Genomic DNA, 15,763 nt, shown 5'->3' with positions numbered 1-15,763 from the left:
AATGGCCGGAACGCCCGACAAGCCTTCCTCTTCGCGCCCCAAGGTCGGCAATGGCATAATCGCGGTGTCCTGCATCGCGTTCGTGGCATCGATGGTTGGTGCGGCCTATGCCGCAGTGCCGCTCTATACGCTGTTCTGCCAGGTCACCGGCTTTGCGGGGACCACGCGCGTCGCCGAGGCCGCTCCGGGCCAGATCCTCGACCGCAGCTTCGAAGTGCGCTTCGATTCGAACATCAACCCGGCCCTGCCCTGGAAGTTCGAACCCGAGCAGCGCTCGGTGACGGTCAAGGCCGGAGAGGTAAAGACGGTCTACTACAAGATCACCAACCTCTCCCAGGAAACCACCTATGCCGCGGCCGCCTACAATGTGACGCCGCAGGAAACCGGTGCGTATTTCTCAAAAATCCAGTGCTTCTGCTTCACCAACCAGAAACTGGGGCCGGGCGAGAGCCAGGAGCTGCCGGTGGTCTTCTTCGTCGATCCCGCGATCGACAAGGTCGACTATCTTGCCGGCGTGCGCACGATCACGCTTTCCTATACCTACTATCCGGCCAAGCCTCCCGTGACTCCGCTCGCGGCGGCCGAACCGAAAACCGACACGTCGAGCAAACCACAGTTATAAGTTCCCGGGCGACCGGCATCTGGAGAAAGCCATGGCTCAGACCAAGAACCATGATTACCACCTCGTCAATCCGAGCCCATGGCCGTTCGTCGGCTCGATGGCGGCTTTCGTTCTGGCCATCGGCCTGATCACCTGGATGCACAAATATTCCTACGGCCCGCTGGTGTTCGGCGTCGGCCTGATCGGCGTGCTCTACACCATGCTGATGTGGTGGTGGGACGTCATCAAGGAAGCTTCCGAGGGCGATCACACCCCGGTGGTGCAGCTCCATCATCGCTACGGCATGATGCTGTTCATCGCTTCGGAAGTGATGTTCTTCGTCGCCTGGTTCTGGGCCTATTTCGACGTCGCCCTCTTCCCCGGCGATGCCGCCGAGGTCGCTCGCACCGCCCTGACGGGAGGCGTCTGGCCGCCCAAGGGCATCGAGACCCTCGACCCCTGGCATCTGCCGCTCCTGAACACGCTGATCCTGCTCACCTCCGGCACCACGGTGACCTGGGCCCATCACGCTCTGCTCGAGGGCGACCAGAAGGGCCTGAGGAACGGCCTGATCCTGACGGTCATCCTTGGCCTGATCTTCACGCTGTGCCAGGCCTACGAGTATGCCCACGCGCCATTCTCCTTCTCGGGCCACATCTATGGCTCGACCTTCTTCATGGCGACGGGCTTCCACGGCTTCCACGTGATCGTCGGCACCATCTTCCTGGCTGTCTGCCTGCTGCGCGCCAATCTGGGCCAGTTCACCCAGCGCCATCACCTCGGCTTCGAGTTCGCCGCCTGGTACTGGCACTTCGTCGACGTGGTCTGGCTGTTCCTGTTCGCCTGCATCTACATCTGGGGTTATGGTCCCGGCGGCGTGCACGGCTGAGCCGCCTTCACATAGCGTTTTGCGATTTTACGGTGCCACCAAGAATCGCAAAGACGCGTCCAAACAAAGAGTTAGAGTAAAAATGCGTTCACACTTGAACGCGTTTTGCTCTAGGATCAACGAGGCGGCCGGGATTCCCCGGCCGTTTCCTTTTAGGGCTCCCCAATCATGTCGCAGGATCAGCACTACGCTCCGCTTTCGCCCTTCCAGACCGGCTCGCGCGGCAGATGCCCGCGTTGCGGCCAGGGCAAGCTCTTCGACGGCTTCATCAGTCTCAAGCCGAAATGCAGCGCCTGCGGCCTCGACTACAGCTTTGCCGATTCGGGCGACGGGCCGGCCGTGCTGGTCATCCTGGTCGCCGGCTTCATCCTGCTGGGCGCAGCCGTCTATGTCGAATTCACCTTCTCGCCTCCGGTCTGGGTGCACATCATCCTCTGGCTGCCGCTTTCCCTCGCTGTCTGTCTCGGATTGCTGCGCTGGATGAAGGGCGTACTCGTTGCCCTGCAATATACCAACAAGGCGGCCGAGGGCCGGTTGGAAGAATGACGACGTCCGTGGTCTCCTCGCGTCCGCGCTCGCTGGTGGTGCTGACGATCTCGATGCTGGTGATGGGCGCCTTCCTGGTCGGTCTCGGCATCTGGCAGCTCGAACGTCTGCAATGGAAGCTCGGCCTGCTCAAGGAGATTGCCGACCGCACCACCGCGGCTCCCGTTGCTCCGCCCCCCGAAGCCGATTGGCCGCGCCTGACGCGGGACGGCCTCGAATACCGGCATTGGCAGGTCTCGGGGACCTTCGACCACGCCAAGGAGATCCGCTCCTTCACCAACCTGCCCGATGCCAAAGGGCAGTTTCGCGGCGTGGGCTACTGGGTGCTGACACCGCTCATCCGTCCCGACGGTTCCACCGTCCTGGTCAATCGCGGCTTCGTGCCCGAGAACGCCAAGGATCCCGCCAGCCGCCAGGCCGGGCAGATCGCCGGTCCCGTCACCATCACCGGCCTCGCCCGCTGGACGGAAGACCGCAATCTCTTCACGCCGGCAGACGATCCTGCCGCCGGCAACTGGTTCACGCGCGACATCGCCGGCATTGCCAAGGCCGAGGGGCTGACGCGGGTCGCACCGTTCTTCATCGATGCCGATGCCAGCGCCCCCGGCGGCCTGCCCGAGGGCGGAGAAACCATTCTCGCCTTCCCCAACAACCACCTGCAATATGCGCTGACCTGGTTCGGTCTCGCCCTCGGTCTGGTTGGGGTCTACATCGCCTTCGTCCTGCGCCTGAGGCGCAAACCGGCGGGATAAGGACGGCGCCGCTGGGCAAGGAGGCGGCGATACGCGCCTTGCCCGTCGGCCCCGGGCGGATTACAGGATGAAGACTTGTGTCCCGGACGGCGCGCGACTGGTATTGGCGGCGCTTCCGGCACCGAAAGGATAGAACCGTGCACTATGTTTCCACGCGGGGCGAAGCCCCCGTCCTCGGCTTTTGCGATGCCCTCCTCGCCGGCCTTGCCCGCGACGGCGGCCTCTATGTGCCGCAGCATTGGCCGGTTCTGTCCCACGCCCAGATCGCTTCCTTTGCAGGCAAACCCTATTGGCAGGTCGCCGAAGCGGTGATCTCGCCCTTCGTCGGCGGCGAGATCGAGCCGGCAGCCCTGCGCCGGATGATCCAGGAGGCCTATGGCAGCTTCGGCCATCCAGCCGTCGTGCCGCTGGTGCAGATCGGTGACAATCTGTTCGTGCAGGAGCTGTTCCACGGCCCGACGCTTGCCTTCAAGGACGTGGCGATGCAGTTGCTCGCCCGGCTGATGGACCACGCCCTGAAGGCCCGCAACAAGCGCGCCACCATCGTCGGCGCCACCTCGGGCGACACCGGCAGTGCCGCCATCGAAGCCTTCCGCGGCCTCGAACAAGTCGACATCGTCATCCTCTATCCGCATGGCCGCGTCTCCGAGGTGCAGCGCCGGCAGATGACCACGGTCGATGCGCCCAATGTCCATGCCGTGGCGCTGGAGGGCAATTTCGACGATTGCCAGGCCCAGCTGAAGGCGATGTTCAACCATCTCGAATTCCGCGACGAAATCGGCCTGTCGGGCGTCAATTCCATCAACTGGGCCCGTATCGTGGCCCAGATCGTCTATTACTTCACCGCCGCGGTGACCCTGGGCGCGCCGCATCGCAAAGTGTCGTTCTCGGTGCCCACGGGCAATTTCGGCGACATTTTCGCCGGCTATGTCGCCAAGCGCATGGGCCTGCCGATCGAGCGGCTCCTGATCGCCACCAATGTCAATGACATCCTGGCGCGCACCATCGCGACGGGCGTCTACGAGGCACGCGGTGTGAAGGAGACGTCTTCGCCCTCGATGGATATCCAGGTTTCCTCCAATTTCGAACGCCTGCTCTTCGACGCCTATCACCGCGATGCCGGCCAGATCCGCCGCTTGATGGGCAATCTCGCCCAATCCGGCGCCTTCGAAATCGACGAAGGCGCCTATGAGGCTATCCGGGCGGAGTTCGACGCCGAGCGCGCCGACGAGAAGGAGGTCGCCAAGACGATCGGCATGATCTGGCGCAACGCCGGCTACCTCCTGGATCCTCATACGGCCGTCGGCGTGATGGCGGCGTGGAAGGCCGAACCCGATCGCCGCGTGCCGATGGTCGTGCTCGGCACGGCCCATCCCGCCAAGTTCCCGGCCGCGGTCAAGGACGCCTCGGGCATCGAACCCAAATTGCCGGATGCCCTCGCCGATCTCTATGAGCGGCCCGAGCGCTTTACCGTCCTGCCCAATGACCTCGGGGTCCTGGAGGCCTTCGTCCGCAAGCATTCCCGCGCGGCCCAAGGTGCAGCCGCATGAGCGTCGAGGTAACCCGCCTCCCCTCCGGCCTGACCGTCGTCACCGACGCGATGAGCCATCTGGAAACCGCTTCGCTCGGTGTCTTCGCGGGTGCCGGCGCCCGCTCGGAAGGCGAGAAGGAGCACGGCCTCGCCCATCTGCTCGAGCATATGGCGTTCAAGGGCACGCGGACCCGTGACGCCAAGCGCATCGCCGAAGAGATCGAAAGCGCCGGCGGTGAACTCAATGCCGCGACATCCGGCGAGCAGACCGCCTATTACGCCCGCGTGCTGAAGGAAGATGTCGGCCTCGGCTTCGACATCCTGGCCGACATCCTCACCCAGTCCGTCTTCGATGCCGATGAACTGGCGCGGGAGAAGAATGTCATCCTGCAGGAGATCAGCGCCGTCGAGGACACGCCGGACGATCTGGTCTTCGACATGTTCAACCAGGCCGCATTTCCGCATCAGCCCCTCGGCCGCCCCATTCTCGGCACCCCCGAAACCGTGATGTCGTTCGACCGCAAGGCGATCCAGACCTATCTCGACACCCATTACCGGGCCGGCCGCATGGTGGTCGCCGCTGCCGGGGCCGTCGAGCATGATCGCGTCGTCGAAGAGGCAGGCCGCCTGTTCGCCCATCTGCCCGAAGGCAGCGGCCCCGAACCGGCTTCGGCGATCTATCGCGGCGGCGAGGACGTGATGGTGACCGATCACGAACAGGCCAATGTGCTGATCGGCTTTGCCGGCCGTTCCTACAAGGATGCCCTCAGCCCGGCTCTCGGAATCTTCACCAATCTGGTCGGCGGCGGCATGTCCTCGCGCCTGTTCCAGGAGGTGCGAGAAAAAAGGGGCCTGTGCTACTCGGTCTATGCCTTTCAGTGGGGCTATGCGGATACCGGCATCTTCGGCATATCCGCCGGCGCCGGCGCCGAGGACCTCAAGGATCTCGTGCCGGTGATCCTGGATACCGTCGCGGCCGCTGCCGCCTCCCCCACCGAAGCGGAGATCGCCCGCGCCAAGGCGCAGATGAAGGCCGGCCTTCTGATGGCGCTCGAATCCTCGGCCATGCGCGCCGAGCAGATGGCGCGCCACATGCTGATCTGGGGCCGCCCCCTGCCCCCGGCGGAATTGATTGCCAAGATCGACGCAGTCACCGCCGAGGACGTGCGCCAGGCGGGCGAGGCCGTGCTGGCGTCGCCGCCGACCCTGGCAGCCCTCGGGCCGGTCAAAAAATTGCCCCGTCTCGACAAGATCCGCACCCATCTGGCGGCATGAGGCGGTGAATGTCCTTCCTGCGGCCCTTCTCCTTCGCCGACGTCGTACCGCCGGTCCGTGGCGAGAAGGTTGAGCTGCGTGCCCCGGAAATGCGCGATTTCGAGGCCTGGGCCGCCCTGCGAGGCGCAAGCCGGGAATTCCTGCGCCCCTGGGAGCCGACCTGGCCGCCAAACGATCTGACCCGCCCGGCCTTTCGGGCGCGGATCAAGCGCTATGGCCAGGATGCGAGGGCGGACGCCGCCTACCCCTTCTTCATCTTCCGCTCGAGCGACGGCGCGCTGGTCGGCGGCCTCACCCTCGGCCAGATCCGCCGCGGCGTGGCGCAGACCGGCTCGCTCGGCTATTGGATGGGTCAGGCCCATGCCGGCCAGGGCCTGATGAGCGATGCCGTGCGTGCGTTGCTGCCCTATGCCTTCGGCACGCTGCGCCTGCGCCGGGTGGAAGCGGCCTGCCTGCCGGAGAATGGCCCCTCGATCCGGCTCCTGGAGCGCGTCGGCTTCATCCGTGAGGGCTATGCCCGCTCCTATCTGTGCATCGCCGGCGCCTGGCGCGACCATTTGCTCTACGCAATCCTGTCGAGCGACGAGATCCGCTGAGGGGGGGGCGAGAAGCCTTGCTTCACCAAGCGCTCCCAGAGGGTAGGATCGTATATTCACGGCATCACCGCGCGGAGGGCATCGTGATCGGGGAAACTCAACTCGTCATCACCCGGGCTGAAGAGCGGCCCCGGGAAGCCTGGGACGATCCCGCCAAGGGGAGCGTGGCCTGGCACACCTTGATCAGCGCTGAGATCACGCCGACCGACAGCCTCAGCGCTGGAATCGCCATCCTGCCGCCCGGCGGCACCAATCCGCCCCACCGTCACGCCGAAGCGGAGCTCTATCTCATCCTGGAAGGCAGCGGCGTGCTCACGGTCGATGGCGCGGAGAGCCCCGTCGGCAAGGGAGCGACGATCTTCATCCCCGGCAATGCCTGGCACTCGCTGCGCAACGAAGGCGATGCCGAACTTCGGCTCTTCTATGTCTTCCCGACCGGACGCTTTTCGGACGTGGTCTACGAGTTTCCCGGTTGAGCCCGGACATCGCGACACGAAGGCGCATTGCCGTGTCCGCACCCAGAAAAATGGCCCGGTTTCCCGGGCCATTTCATCCAAAACCCTGTCAGCCCAGCAGGGCCTTCAACTCCGCCCTCAGCTCGTCGCCGAGGCCCTCGCGCTCGAGCGCATAGGCGACATTGGCGGTCAGGAAGCCGATCTTCATGCCGGTGTCGTAGATGCGCCCCTTGAACACCGAACCGTAGAACTTCTGCCCCTGAGCCAGTTTCAGCATGGAATCGGTGAGCTGGATCTCGCCGCCCGCGCCGCGTTCCTGCTTTTCCAGGAGATCGAAGATCTCGGGCTGCAGGATGTAACGGCCGGAGACCGCCAGGTTGGAAGGTGCCGTGCCCTTCTTGGGCTTTTCGACCATCTGGGTGATCTCGAAGGCATTGCCGCCGACGCTCTCGCCCTTGCCGACGATGCCGTATTGATGCGTCTGGTCTTCCGGCGCCTCGAACACGGCGATGTGGTTGCCGCCAACCTTGTCATAGGCATCGACCATCTCGGCCAGGCACCCCTTGCCTTTGCCGTGATGCAGCATGTCGGGCAGCAGCAGGGCGAAAGGCTCGCGCCCGACGATCTCCCGCGCGCACCAGACGGCATGGCCGAGGCCGAGCGGGGCCTGCTGGCGCGTGAAGCTGGTCTGGCCCGCGCCCGGCAGCGAACGCTGCAATTCCTCATAGGCTTCCATCTTGCCGCGCTCCTTGAGCGTGGCGTCGAGTTCATAGGCGATATCGAAATGATCCTCGATCACGCCCTTGTTGCGGCCGGTCACGAAGATGAAGTGCTCGATGCCGGCTTCGCGGGCTTCGTCCACCACGTGCTGGATGACAGGCTTGTCCACCACGGTGAGCATCTCCTTGGGCACCGATTTCGTGGCAGGCAGAAAGCGCGTACCGAGGCCGGCGACGGGAAATACAGCTTTGCGAATGCGCGTCATAGGAATCCTTTGATCGGTGCCCTTTGGGAAGGTTGGTTGTTCTTATTGCCCCCTCGGATGAAGGAACGGTTTATGCGAGCCTACTCAGAGTCTGGCCATGCAGCAATCTCAGCCTTGGCAGCTTTGAACGTCAAAAATGAGGTAAGGGCGAAATCGCTGTTGACAGCCTCTACATCGGCCCGGCCTGCACGATGATGACGCTGGACGGAGCTGCCGGCACGCAATCTCCATTCCGCCAACAGGAATCCGACCGGCGCAGCTTGCCCAATTTCGCATTGCTGGCTACTGCTTCTCGACACAATTGAGTGGCAGGTGGGCAGGCCCTTCGAAGTGAGATGAACCAGGACCGTCGCAAGGGGGCGCCGGGAAGCCTGGCTGGAGATCGTATGTTGCAGTTCATTCGCGTCGTCGCAGCCTCCATGGTCATGATGCTCGTCATGGCAATGGTCGGCGGCGTTGCGCATGCCCTGGAGCCGGTGGACGTCAACGGCGAGGTCGACGCCATCGATCTCCTGCCCGCTGTCGAAAGCTATTCCAGCCAGGGCGACCGCATCCAGATCCAGACCGCCCCGGGCGCCGACGGCATCGTGCGCCGCATCGAAGTGCGTTCGAAGCAGCCGGGAACCAATCCGCATTGGATCGTGTTCGCCCTCGCCAACACCACCGACGAGCAGATCGACCGCATCGTGGTGGCGCCGCATTTCCGCCTGGTCGGCTCCGGCCTGGTCTGGCCGGATCTCGGCGCATCGCGCATCGCGGAAATCACGCCGAGCCAGGGCTTCCAGCCCGAACGGCAGGAGGACGACGATGCCGATGTCTTCCGGGTGACGCTCGACCCGGGCTCCCGCGTGACCTTCGTGGCCGAATTGCGTACCGCCAAGCTGCCCCAGCTCTTCCTCTGGGATCCCGACGCCTACAAGGACAAGGTCAACTCGCTGACCCTCTACAAGGGTATTGTGCTCGGCATTGCCGGCCTCCTCGCTTTGTTCCTCACCATCGCCTTCGTGGTGAAGGGCACGGCGATGTTCCCCGCCGCCGCCGCGCTGGCCTGGGCGGTGCTGGCCTATCTGGCCATCGATTTCGGCTTCCTGCACAAATTCCTCGCCATTCCCCCGGATGGAGACAGGGTGTGGCGTGCGGGCGCCGAAGCGGTGTTCTCCGCCACGCTCCTGGTCTTCCTGTTCGCCTATCTCAATCTCAACCGCTGGCATGTGCGCTACTCCGTGGTCTCGGCGCTCTGGCTCACCGCCTTGGCCGCTCTCGTCGGCCTGGCGGTGATCAACGCCCCAGTCGCCGCCGGCGTCGCCCGCATCTCCATCGCCACGCTGGCCGTCGTCGGCCTCTTGATCATCCTGCTGCTGGCCTTCTACGGCTATGACCGGGCCGTGATGCTGATACCCACCTGGACCCTGCTGCTCGGCTGGGTGGCGGCGGCGGGATTGACCATCATGGGCCATCTCACCAACGACCTGGTGCAGCCGGCCCTCACCGGCGGCCTGGTGCTGGTGGTGATGCTGATCGGCTTCACGGTGATGCAGCACGCCTTTGCCGGCAGCGCCTTTGCGCCCGGCCTGATGACCGACACCGAACGCAAGGCCCTCGCCCTCACCGGCTCGGGCGACGTGGTCTGGGACTGGGACGTGCCGGCCGATCGCATCTATGTCAGCCCCGAGGCCGACCAGTTGCTCGGCGTCGCCCCGGGCGCCCTCGATGGCCCTGCCGCCGACTGGCTCGAGCTCGTCCATATCTTCGACCGCGACCGCTTCCGCACCGCCCTCGACGCGGTCATCGACCAGCGCCGCGGCCGCGTCAGCCTGGATTTCCGTATCCGGGCCGCCGACGGCCACTATATGTGGCTCAACCTCAAGGCCCGGCCGGTCGTGGGCTCGGATGGCGAGGTGGTGCGCTGCGTCGGCACCGTCTCCGATGTCACCGAGCAGAAGACGGCCGAGGAGCGCCTGCTCCATGATGCCGTCAGGGACAATCTGACCGGCCTGCCCAACCGCGAACTCTTCACCGATCGGCTGGAAGCCGCGCTGGTCCAGGCCAAGCAGGACGGCACCACCAAGCCGACGGTGCTGATCCTCGATCTCGACCGCTACAAGCAGGTCAATGATGCCGTCGGCCATTCCGTCGGCGATTCGATCCTGCTGACGGTGTCGCGCCGCCTCTCACGCCTGATGAAGCCCCGCGACAGCGTCTGTCGCATCTTCGGCGATCAGTTCGGCGTCCTTCTGCTGTCGGAACCCGATCCGGAGCGGATCTCGGCCTTTGCCGAGTCGATTCGCCGCTCGCTGCGCGCGCCCATCGCCGTTGCCGACCGCGAAATCTTCCTTACCGCCTCGGTCGGCGTGGCGATGTACGATCCCCAGGCTCCGGTCAAGGCGGACGAACTGATCAAGGACGCCGAGATCGCCATGTACAACGCCAAGAAGATCGGCGGCGATCGCATCGAGATCTTCCGGTCGGCCATGCGGGTCGAGCGGCCGGACCGCTCCACCCTGGAGGCCGATCTGAGAAGAGCGATCGAACGCGACGAACTCAAGGTCTTGTTCCAGCCGGTGGTGCGCCTGCAGGATCGCACCATTGCCGGCTTCGAGGCGATCGTGCGCTGGGAGCATCCCAAGCTCGGCCGCCTGCCGCCGGGCGAGTTCAACGCCATGGCCGAGGAGACGGGGCTGATCGTCGATGTCGGCCTGTTCGTGCTCGACCGCACTGCCCGCCAGCTCTCGATCTGGCAGCGCCTGGTCGAGGTCGAGCCTCCTTTGTTCGGCATGGTCAACATCTCCAGCCGGCAATTGCTGCGCCAGGACCTCGTCCAGGACATCAAGGCGGTGATGGCTCGGGCCGGCATCGAGCGCGGCTCGCTCAAGCTCGAGGTCTCCGAGAGCCTGGTGATGGAAAATCCCGAATATGCCGCCCAGATCCTGGCCCAGCTCAGCGATCTCGGGGTGGGCCTTGCCATGGACGGCTTCGGCACCGGCTATTCCAGCCTGTCCTATCTGCAGCGCTTCCCCTTCGACATGCTCAAGATCGATCCGAGTTTCGTCAAGGAAGGCGAGCGCGGCCGGCCGGTGATCCTGCGCTCGATCATCGCCATGGCGGGCGACCTCGGCATGGAGATCATCGCCGACGGTGCCGAGGCCGATAGCGATGCCGCCGAACTCGGTGAGCTCGGCTGCCAGTTCGCCCAGGGCGAAGCCTTCGGCGATCCTGTCACGGCGGAGGAAGCCCGCAGGCTGATTGCCGGGCCGATACGGCTGCGGGCGTAATGGGTGTGTCGGTCTTCAGACCGGCAATTCTTGGAAACGGCGCGTTCATCGGCAAGGAAGCAAATGCCGGTCTGAAGACCGGCACACCAGAAACGCTCCTCGCCTACGCGTGCCCGGCGTCCCGCGAGAATAGGCCGGGCTCGATGCCGAGCTTGCGCAGCGCCCGCGTATATTTGGTGTCGACTTGGTCGTCGAACAGCAGGCCCGGATCGGCATCGCAGTGCAGCCAGCCATTGGCCTGGATCTCGCGTTCCAGCTGCCCCGCACCCCAGCCGGCATAGCCCAGCGCCAGCAGGGCTTGTTCCGGCCCCTCGCCGATGGCGATAGAGCGCAGAATGTCGAGCGTCGCGGTCAGGCAGATATTGTCCTCGATCGGCATGGTCGAATTGTCGATGAAGACGTCGTTGGTATGGAGCACGAATCCCCTGCCGGATTCGACCGGACCGCCATTGACGATGCGGATCGGCGCGCCCCTCGGTTGACGCATGTCCGAGACGCCGTCGATGACGCCGAGCTGCTTGAGGAGATCGGGAAAGCGGATGTTCTTGGCCGGCTGGTTGACCACGATGCCCATGGCACCGTCGGACGAATGCGCACAGATATAGATTACCGTGCGTGCGAAGCGCTCATCCTGCATGGACGGCGTGGCCACGAGCATCTTGCCGTCGAGGAAACCGCCGGATGAATCGCTGCCGAATGGAATGTACCCTGTCATGGACATGATCGTGCCGCATCGTATCGGCTTTGTTAAGGCATAAATTTGGCCAACCTTGGCGAAGCGCCGACGGTAGGCTTCACAAGAGTGTCACGCCTTCGTGCATGGCGCTATTGACCATTCGCAGTTATCCGTCTGCCGAGACCTCCTGTTTGGAACCGCAAGCTATCCGAATGTCCAGCCGTCCTGTCCTTCCCATACTCGCCGGGTTCCTCGCCTTGTGTGCTCTGCCGGCCCTAGCCGGTTCACCCAGCCAGTCCGATCCAGCTCAATCGGACCCGCGCGCCGTCATCCAGCTGCTTCCCGGCCAAGCGCATCCGGAGGGGATGGCGGGTCTGGAGATTCAGCTCGCACCGGGCTGGAAGACCTATTGGCGCAATCCGGGGGATGCCGGCATTCCCCCGACCTTCGACTGGTCCAGGTCGGAGAATTTGCGCGAGGTGACGGTGCTGTGGCCCGCGCCGAGCCGCTATGACCAGGAAGGCGCGTCGTCGGCCGTCTATCACGACCAGGTCGTGCTGCCGCTCAAGATCAGCGCGATCGATCCGTCCAAGCCGGTCAAGCTGGCGCTCGGCCTCGATTATGCCGCCTGCAAGACGATCTGCGTGCCGGCCAAGGGCAGCGCCGACGTCGTGCTTTCTCCCGGCGCGACGACGCAAGGGCAAGGCAGCGCCGAGATCGAGCAGGCCCTGAAGCAAGTACCGGTATCGCGTGAGATCGGCGCCACGGCTCCCCTCGCCATCAAGCAGGTTCGCCTGGACACCACGACCACCCCGGCCCGCCTGACCATCGAGGTCAGCGCCCCCTCCGCCTCGGCCCTGTTCGTGGAGGGGCCGATGAAATGGTACCTGCCGATGCCGGAACCGGCCGACACTGCGGACAAGGCCAATCCCCAGAGCTTTGTGCTGCCGCTCGAGGGACTGCCGAAAGGCGCGACCATCGCCGGAAACGAACTGCGCTTCACGCTCTCGACTGGCGAGGCCGGCGTCGAAAGCCTATATCGGTTGCCGTAGACTCTCGTCATGGCGGCGGAGCGGCCATCCCGATCGTGCAGAATTGCAAGGGGATGACAGGGCAGCCTTCGCCATGGCGTCACCCATGGAGATATCAGTGACGATCAAGCCTGGCGACAAACTCCCCGATGTGACCTTTCGTCTGGTGACGCAGGACATGCCCGAGGCCAAGACCACGGCCGACATCTTCGGCGGCAAGAAGGTGGTGCTGTTCGCCGTGCCCGGCGCCTTCACCCCCACCTGCCACCGCAACCACCTGCCGGGCTATCTGGAACATTACGATGCCTTCAAGGCCAAGGGCGTCGACACCGTGGCGGTGACCGCCGTCAACGACGCCTTCGTCATGCAGGCCTGGGCCAAGGCCACGGGCGGTCTCGGCAAGATCGACTTCCTCGCCGATGGCAGCGGCGATTTCGCCAAGGCCACCGGCATGGAGCTCGACCGCGTCGCCGCGGGCCTGGGCGTGCGCTCGCAGCGCTATGCCATGCTGGTCGATGACGGCGTGGTGAAGGTGCTCAACCTCGATGACGGCGGCAAGCTCGACATTTCCGGCGCCGAGACGCTGCTCAACGCCATCTGATCGCTCGGTGTGCCGGTCTTCGGACCGGCATGGAAGCACCATGCCTTCGGAAAGAGGCCGGTCCCGCTCCATCTCTCGACAGAGCTTGGAAGATCGGCCTACCGAATCTCACGAAAGCGCCGCCGCCCTGTCCCGCTTTTCCTGCTGATAGGGCGCCATGCCCTCCCGAGCCAGACGGTCGGCCTCCTCGTTGAGAGGGTGGCCGGCATGGCCCTTCACCCAGTGGAACTCGACCTCGTGGCGCTCCAGCGCCGCGTCGAGGCGGCGCCAAAGGTCCTCGTTCTTCACTGGCTTCTTGTCGGCGGTGCGCCAGCCATTGCGCTTCCAGCCGTGGATCCAGCCGGTGATGCCGTTCTTGACGTATTGGCTGTCCGTGTGCAGGTCGACGGCACAGCCGCGCGTCAAAGCTTCCAGCCCCTCGATCGCCGCCTGCAACTCCATGCGGTTGTTGGTGGTCTCCAGGGCGCCGCCGCACATCGTCTTGCGGTGCTCGCCGAACATCAGGATGGCGCCCCAGCCGCCGGGGCCGGGATTGCCCGAGCAGGCGCCGTCGGTATAGAGCGTCACTTTCTTTGCCGTAGCTTGGGCCGTCATAGGTCGAACCCGTATTCGGCCGGGCTGGCGACGCGCTGGTGGAAGCGCAGCTTCTTCCAATATTCCAGAGGATCCTTCGGCTTCACCATGGCGCCGGGGGGAACGTTGAGCCAGTCGACCAGGCGCGTCAGCATGAAGCGCAGGGCCGATCCCCGGGCCAGCACCGGCATGGCCGCCATCTCGGCATCCGAGAGCGGCCGAACGGCGCGATAACCGGCCAGGAGCGCCCTGCCCTTGGTGGCGTTGTAGGCGTGATCGGGTTCGAAGCACCAGGCATTCAGGCAGATCGCGACGTCATAGGCGAGAATGTCGGTGCAGGCGAAGTAGAAGTCGATCAGGCCCGAAAGCCGCCCGTTCAGGAAGAAGACATTGTCGGGGAAGAGGTCGGCATGGATGACGCCCGTCGGCAACCCTTGCGGCCAATGGGCGCGATGAAAGGCGAGTTCCTCGGCGATGGCAGCATCGAGCCCGGCCTGCACGCTGTCGGCCCGGCCATCCGCCTGGCTGTAGAGCGTTTCCCAGCCGGCGAGAGACAAGGCGTTGGGCCGCTCCATCGGGAAGCCCAGCGTGGCATTGTGCATGGCGGCGAGCGCGCGGCCGACGGCACCGCAATGCTCGACATTCGGTTTCTTGATCCAGACGCCTTCCAGGAAGCTGATCAGCGCGGCAGGCCGCCCGGCGAGTTCCCCCAGCACCTTGCCGTTCCGCCGCCGGATCGGGGTCGGGCAGGTCACGCCGCTCGCGGAAAGATGCTCCATCAGGGCCATGAAGAAGGGCAGATCGTCCCGCCTCACCCGCTTTTCATAGAGGGTGAGGATATAGGCGCCCTTTTCGGTGCGCAGGATGTAATTGGTGTTTTCGACGCCCTCGGCGATGCCCTTGCAGGCCAGTACCCCACCGATGTCGTATTCGGCGACGAAACAGGCGAGATCCTCGTCATTGACTTCGGTATAAACGGCCATCAGCGGGCAACATCTTCTGCAATTTTGCGCATGTCGTTCTCCCTCAAATCCCTAGGCAGCGGGAAGAACACGCTTTCATCGGCGGTCGAAACCGTCTCCACGGTGATGGCATAGCGCTCCGCAAAGGCGTCGAGGATTTCCTCGACCAGGATTTCCGGCGCAGAGGCGCCGGCCGCGACCCCCAGGGACTTCAATCCACCGAAGCGGGTCCAATCGATATCGGAGGCGCGCTGCACCAGTTCCGAAATGAGGCAGCCCGAGCGCTCCGCCACTTCGCGCAGGCGCTGCGAATTGGAGGAGTTCGGCGCCCCCACTACGATGAAGCCCTCCACCCGTGGCGCCACGGCCTTGACCGCCTCCTGGCGGTTGGTGGTGGCGTAGCAGATGTCTTCCTTGTGCGGGCCGACGATCGAGGGGAAGCGAACCTTCAGGGCCTCCACGATGTCGCGCGTATCGTCGACCGACAACGTGGTCTGGGTCACATAGGCGAGCGCATCCGGATTGGACGGCGCGAAGGCGGCGACATCGGCGACCGTCTCGATCAGGCTGACGGCGCCGTCCGGTAGCTGCCCCATCGTGCCTATGACCTCGGGATGGCCGCGATGCCCGACCAGCACGATCTCGCGGCCGCGCTTGTGATGGATCTCGGCCTCGCGATGCACCTTGGTCACCAGCGGGCAGGTCGCGTCGATGGCAAACAGATTGCGATCGGCGGCGGCGGCTGGCACCGACTTGGCGACGCCATGGGCCGAGAAGATCACCGGCGCGCGCGTCTCGGGCACCTCGTCGAGTTCCTCAACGAAGATGGCACCTTTCGACTTGAGATTCTCGACCACATATTTGTTGTGCACGATCTCATGGCGCACATAGACCGGCGGGCCATAGATCTTCAAGGCCTGCTCGACGGCGTCGATCGCCCTGACGACCCCGGCGCAGAAACCGCGGGGCGAGCAGAGCAGAATGGTGAGGGCGGGTTTTTCAGCAATCATCTCGGCCC

The 15,763-nt window shown here is 64.7% G+C and carries 16 protein-coding genes; 11 read left to right on the top strand and 5 right to left on the bottom strand.

The annotated features are described in order from the left end of the window. Position 1 precedes the first annotated feature (1 nt). The 8 genes from U1R88_RS23210 to U1R88_RS23175 all read left to right on the top strand — a co-directional run bounded on the left by U1R88_RS23210 (position 2) and on the right by U1R88_RS23175 (position 6,666). Entirely contained in the window at positions 2 to 622 is a 621-nt protein-coding gene (locus U1R88_RS23210; protein WP_322433385.1) for a cytochrome c oxidase assembly protein, read from the top strand. Positions 623 to 653: 31 nt separating this feature from the next. Beyond that, the gene (locus U1R88_RS23205) at positions 654 to 1,490 is read left to right on the top strand and encodes a cytochrome c oxidase subunit 3 (protein ID WP_322433384.1); all 837 of its coding nucleotides are present in this window, start codon (positions 654 to 656) and stop codon (positions 1,488 to 1,490) included. A 168-nt stretch (positions 1,491 to 1,658) separates the two neighbouring features. Further along, the gene (locus tag U1R88_RS23200) at positions 1,659 to 2,036 is read left to right on the top strand and encodes a DUF983 domain-containing protein (protein WP_068291621.1); all 378 of its coding nucleotides are present in this window, start codon (positions 1,659 to 1,661) and stop codon (positions 2,034 to 2,036) included. Beyond that, complete coding sequence (locus U1R88_RS23195; protein WP_322433383.1) at positions 2,033 to 2,788, top strand: SURF1 family protein; 756 nt, start codon at positions 2,033 to 2,035, stop codon at positions 2,786 to 2,788. The genes U1R88_RS23200 and U1R88_RS23195 overlap by 4 nt, the downstream gene beginning before the upstream one ends. A gap of 137 nt (positions 2,789 to 2,925) precedes the next feature. Beyond that, entirely contained in the window at positions 2,926 to 4,338 is a 1,413-nt protein-coding gene (gene thrC / locus U1R88_RS23190; protein ID WP_322433382.1) for a threonine synthase, read from the top strand. Beyond that, on the top strand, positions 4,335 to 5,594 hold the full coding sequence (locus tag U1R88_RS23185) for a M16 family metallopeptidase (protein WP_322433381.1): 1,260 nt from the start codon (positions 4,335 to 4,337) through the stop codon (positions 5,592 to 5,594). The genes thrC and U1R88_RS23185 overlap by 4 nt, the downstream gene beginning before the upstream one ends. Before the next feature lie 8 nt (positions 5,595 to 5,602). Then, entirely contained in the window at positions 5,603 to 6,190 is a 588-nt protein-coding gene (locus U1R88_RS23180; RefSeq protein WP_322433380.1) for a GNAT family N-acetyltransferase, read from the top strand. Positions 6,191 to 6,273: 83 nt separating this feature from the next. Continuing rightward, positions 6,274 to 6,666, top strand: coding sequence for a cupin domain-containing protein (locus tag U1R88_RS23175; protein WP_322433379.1), 393 nt, complete (start codon positions 6,274 to 6,276; stop codon positions 6,664 to 6,666). A gap of 88 nt (positions 6,667 to 6,754) precedes the next feature. On the opposite strand, the gene galU is transcribed toward U1R88_RS23175, so the two are convergent. Beyond that, on the bottom strand, positions 6,755 to 7,630 hold the full coding sequence (gene galU, locus U1R88_RS23170; protein ID WP_322433378.1) for a UTP--glucose-1-phosphate uridylyltransferase GalU: 876 nt from the start codon (positions 7,628 to 7,630) through the stop codon (positions 6,755 to 6,757). Between the two features lie 389 nt (positions 7,631 to 8,019). Here galU and U1R88_RS23165 point away from each other — a divergent pair, with 389 nt between their 5' ends. Then, a complete protein-coding gene (locus tag U1R88_RS23165; protein WP_068291929.1) occupies positions 8,020 to 10,902 on the top strand; it encodes an EAL domain-containing protein in 2,883 nt (960 codons plus the stop codon). Positions 10,903 to 11,005: 103 nt separating this feature from the next. Here the strand turns inward: U1R88_RS23165 and U1R88_RS23160 are convergent, their stop codons facing one another. Then, on the bottom strand, positions 11,006 to 11,617 hold the full coding sequence (locus tag U1R88_RS23160; RefSeq protein ID WP_105862609.1) for a YqgE/AlgH family protein: 612 nt from the start codon (positions 11,615 to 11,617) through the stop codon (positions 11,006 to 11,008). Positions 11,618 to 11,943: 326 nt separating this feature from the next. Here U1R88_RS23160 and U1R88_RS23155 point away from each other — a divergent pair, with 326 nt between their 5' ends. Together U1R88_RS23155 and U1R88_RS23150 are read left to right on the top strand one after the other, a co-directional pair. Further along, positions 11,944 to 12,630, top strand: coding sequence for a protein-disulfide reductase DsbD domain-containing protein (locus U1R88_RS23155; RefSeq protein WP_322433377.1), 687 nt, complete (start codon positions 11,944 to 11,946; stop codon positions 12,628 to 12,630). A 97-nt stretch (positions 12,631 to 12,727) separates the two neighbouring features. After that, positions 12,728 to 13,210 carry a peroxiredoxin gene (locus U1R88_RS23150; RefSeq protein ID WP_322433376.1) on the top strand — a complete coding sequence of 161 codons (483 nt, stop codon included), beginning with the start codon at positions 12,728 to 12,730 and terminating at the stop codon, positions 13,208 to 13,210. A gap of 108 nt (positions 13,211 to 13,318) precedes the next feature. Here U1R88_RS23150 and rnhA read toward each other — a convergent pair whose 3' ends face one another. Genes rnhA through ispH form a run of 3 tightly spaced genes read right to left on the bottom strand, consistent with a single transcriptional unit; the run spans position 13,319 to position 15,755 of the window. Next, complete coding sequence (rnhA, locus tag U1R88_RS23145) at positions 13,319 to 13,804, bottom strand: ribonuclease HI (protein ID WP_068291598.1); 486 nt, start codon at positions 13,802 to 13,804, stop codon at positions 13,319 to 13,321. After that, complete coding sequence (locus U1R88_RS23140) at positions 13,801 to 14,766, bottom strand: homoserine kinase (RefSeq protein ID WP_322433375.1); 966 nt, start codon at positions 14,764 to 14,766, stop codon at positions 13,801 to 13,803. The genes rnhA and U1R88_RS23140 overlap by 4 nt, the downstream gene beginning before the upstream one ends. Continuing rightward, the gene (ispH, locus tag U1R88_RS23135) at positions 14,766 to 15,755 is read right to left on the bottom strand and encodes a 4-hydroxy-3-methylbut-2-enyl diphosphate reductase (RefSeq protein WP_322433481.1); all 990 of its coding nucleotides are present in this window, start codon (positions 15,753 to 15,755) and stop codon (positions 14,766 to 14,768) included. The genes U1R88_RS23140 and ispH overlap by 1 nt, the downstream gene beginning before the upstream one ends. Positions 15,756 to 15,763: the final 8 nt, after the last annotated feature.

Source organism: Labrys sedimenti, from assembly GCF_034424805.1.
GTDB lineage: Bacteria > Pseudomonadota > Alphaproteobacteria > Rhizobiales > Labraceae > Labrys > Labrys sedimenti.
This window is presented reverse-complemented; position numbering and strand designations above follow the sequence as displayed.

Bases quoted from the DNA above. Each gene is read 5' to 3' on its own strand.
- galU (WP_322433378.1), bottom strand. From the start codon at position 7,630: ATGACGCGCATTCGCAAAGCTGTATTTCCCGTCGCCGGCCTCGGTACG.
- U1R88_RS23180 (WP_322433380.1), top strand. From the start codon at position 5,603: ATGTCCTTCCTGCGGCCCTTCTCCTTCGCCGACGTCGTACCGCCGGTC.
- rnhA (WP_068291598.1), bottom strand. From the start codon at position 13,804: ATGACGGCCCAAGCTACGGCAAAGAAAGTGACGCTCTATACCGACGGC.
- U1R88_RS23155 (WP_322433377.1), top strand. From the start codon at position 11,944: ATGGCGGGTCTGGAGATTCAGCTCGCACCGGGCTGGAAGACCTATTGG.
- U1R88_RS23205 (WP_322433384.1), top strand. From the start codon at position 654: ATGGCTCAGACCAAGAACCATGATTACCACCTCGTCAATCCGAGCCCA.
- U1R88_RS23210 (WP_322433385.1), top strand. From the start codon at position 2: ATGGCCGGAACGCCCGACAAGCCTTCCTCTTCGCGCCCCAAGGTCGGC.
- U1R88_RS23160 (WP_105862609.1), bottom strand. From the start codon at position 11,617: ATGACAGGGTACATTCCATTCGGCAGCGATTCATCCGGCGGTTTCCTC.
- U1R88_RS23195 (WP_322433383.1), top strand. From the start codon at position 2,033: ATGACGACGTCCGTGGTCTCCTCGCGTCCGCGCTCGCTGGTGGTGCTG.
- U1R88_RS23140 (WP_322433375.1), bottom strand. From the start codon at position 14,766: ATGGCCGTTTATACCGAAGTCAATGACGAGGATCTCGCCTGTTTCGTC.
- U1R88_RS23200 (WP_068291621.1), top strand. From the start codon at position 1,659: ATGTCGCAGGATCAGCACTACGCTCCGCTTTCGCCCTTCCAGACCGGC.
- U1R88_RS23185 (WP_322433381.1), top strand. From the start codon at position 4,335: ATGAGCGTCGAGGTAACCCGCCTCCCCTCCGGCCTGACCGTCGTCACC.
- ispH (WP_322433481.1), bottom strand. From the start codon at position 15,755: ATGATTGCTGAAAAACCCGCCCTCACCATTCTGCTCTGCTCGCCCCGC.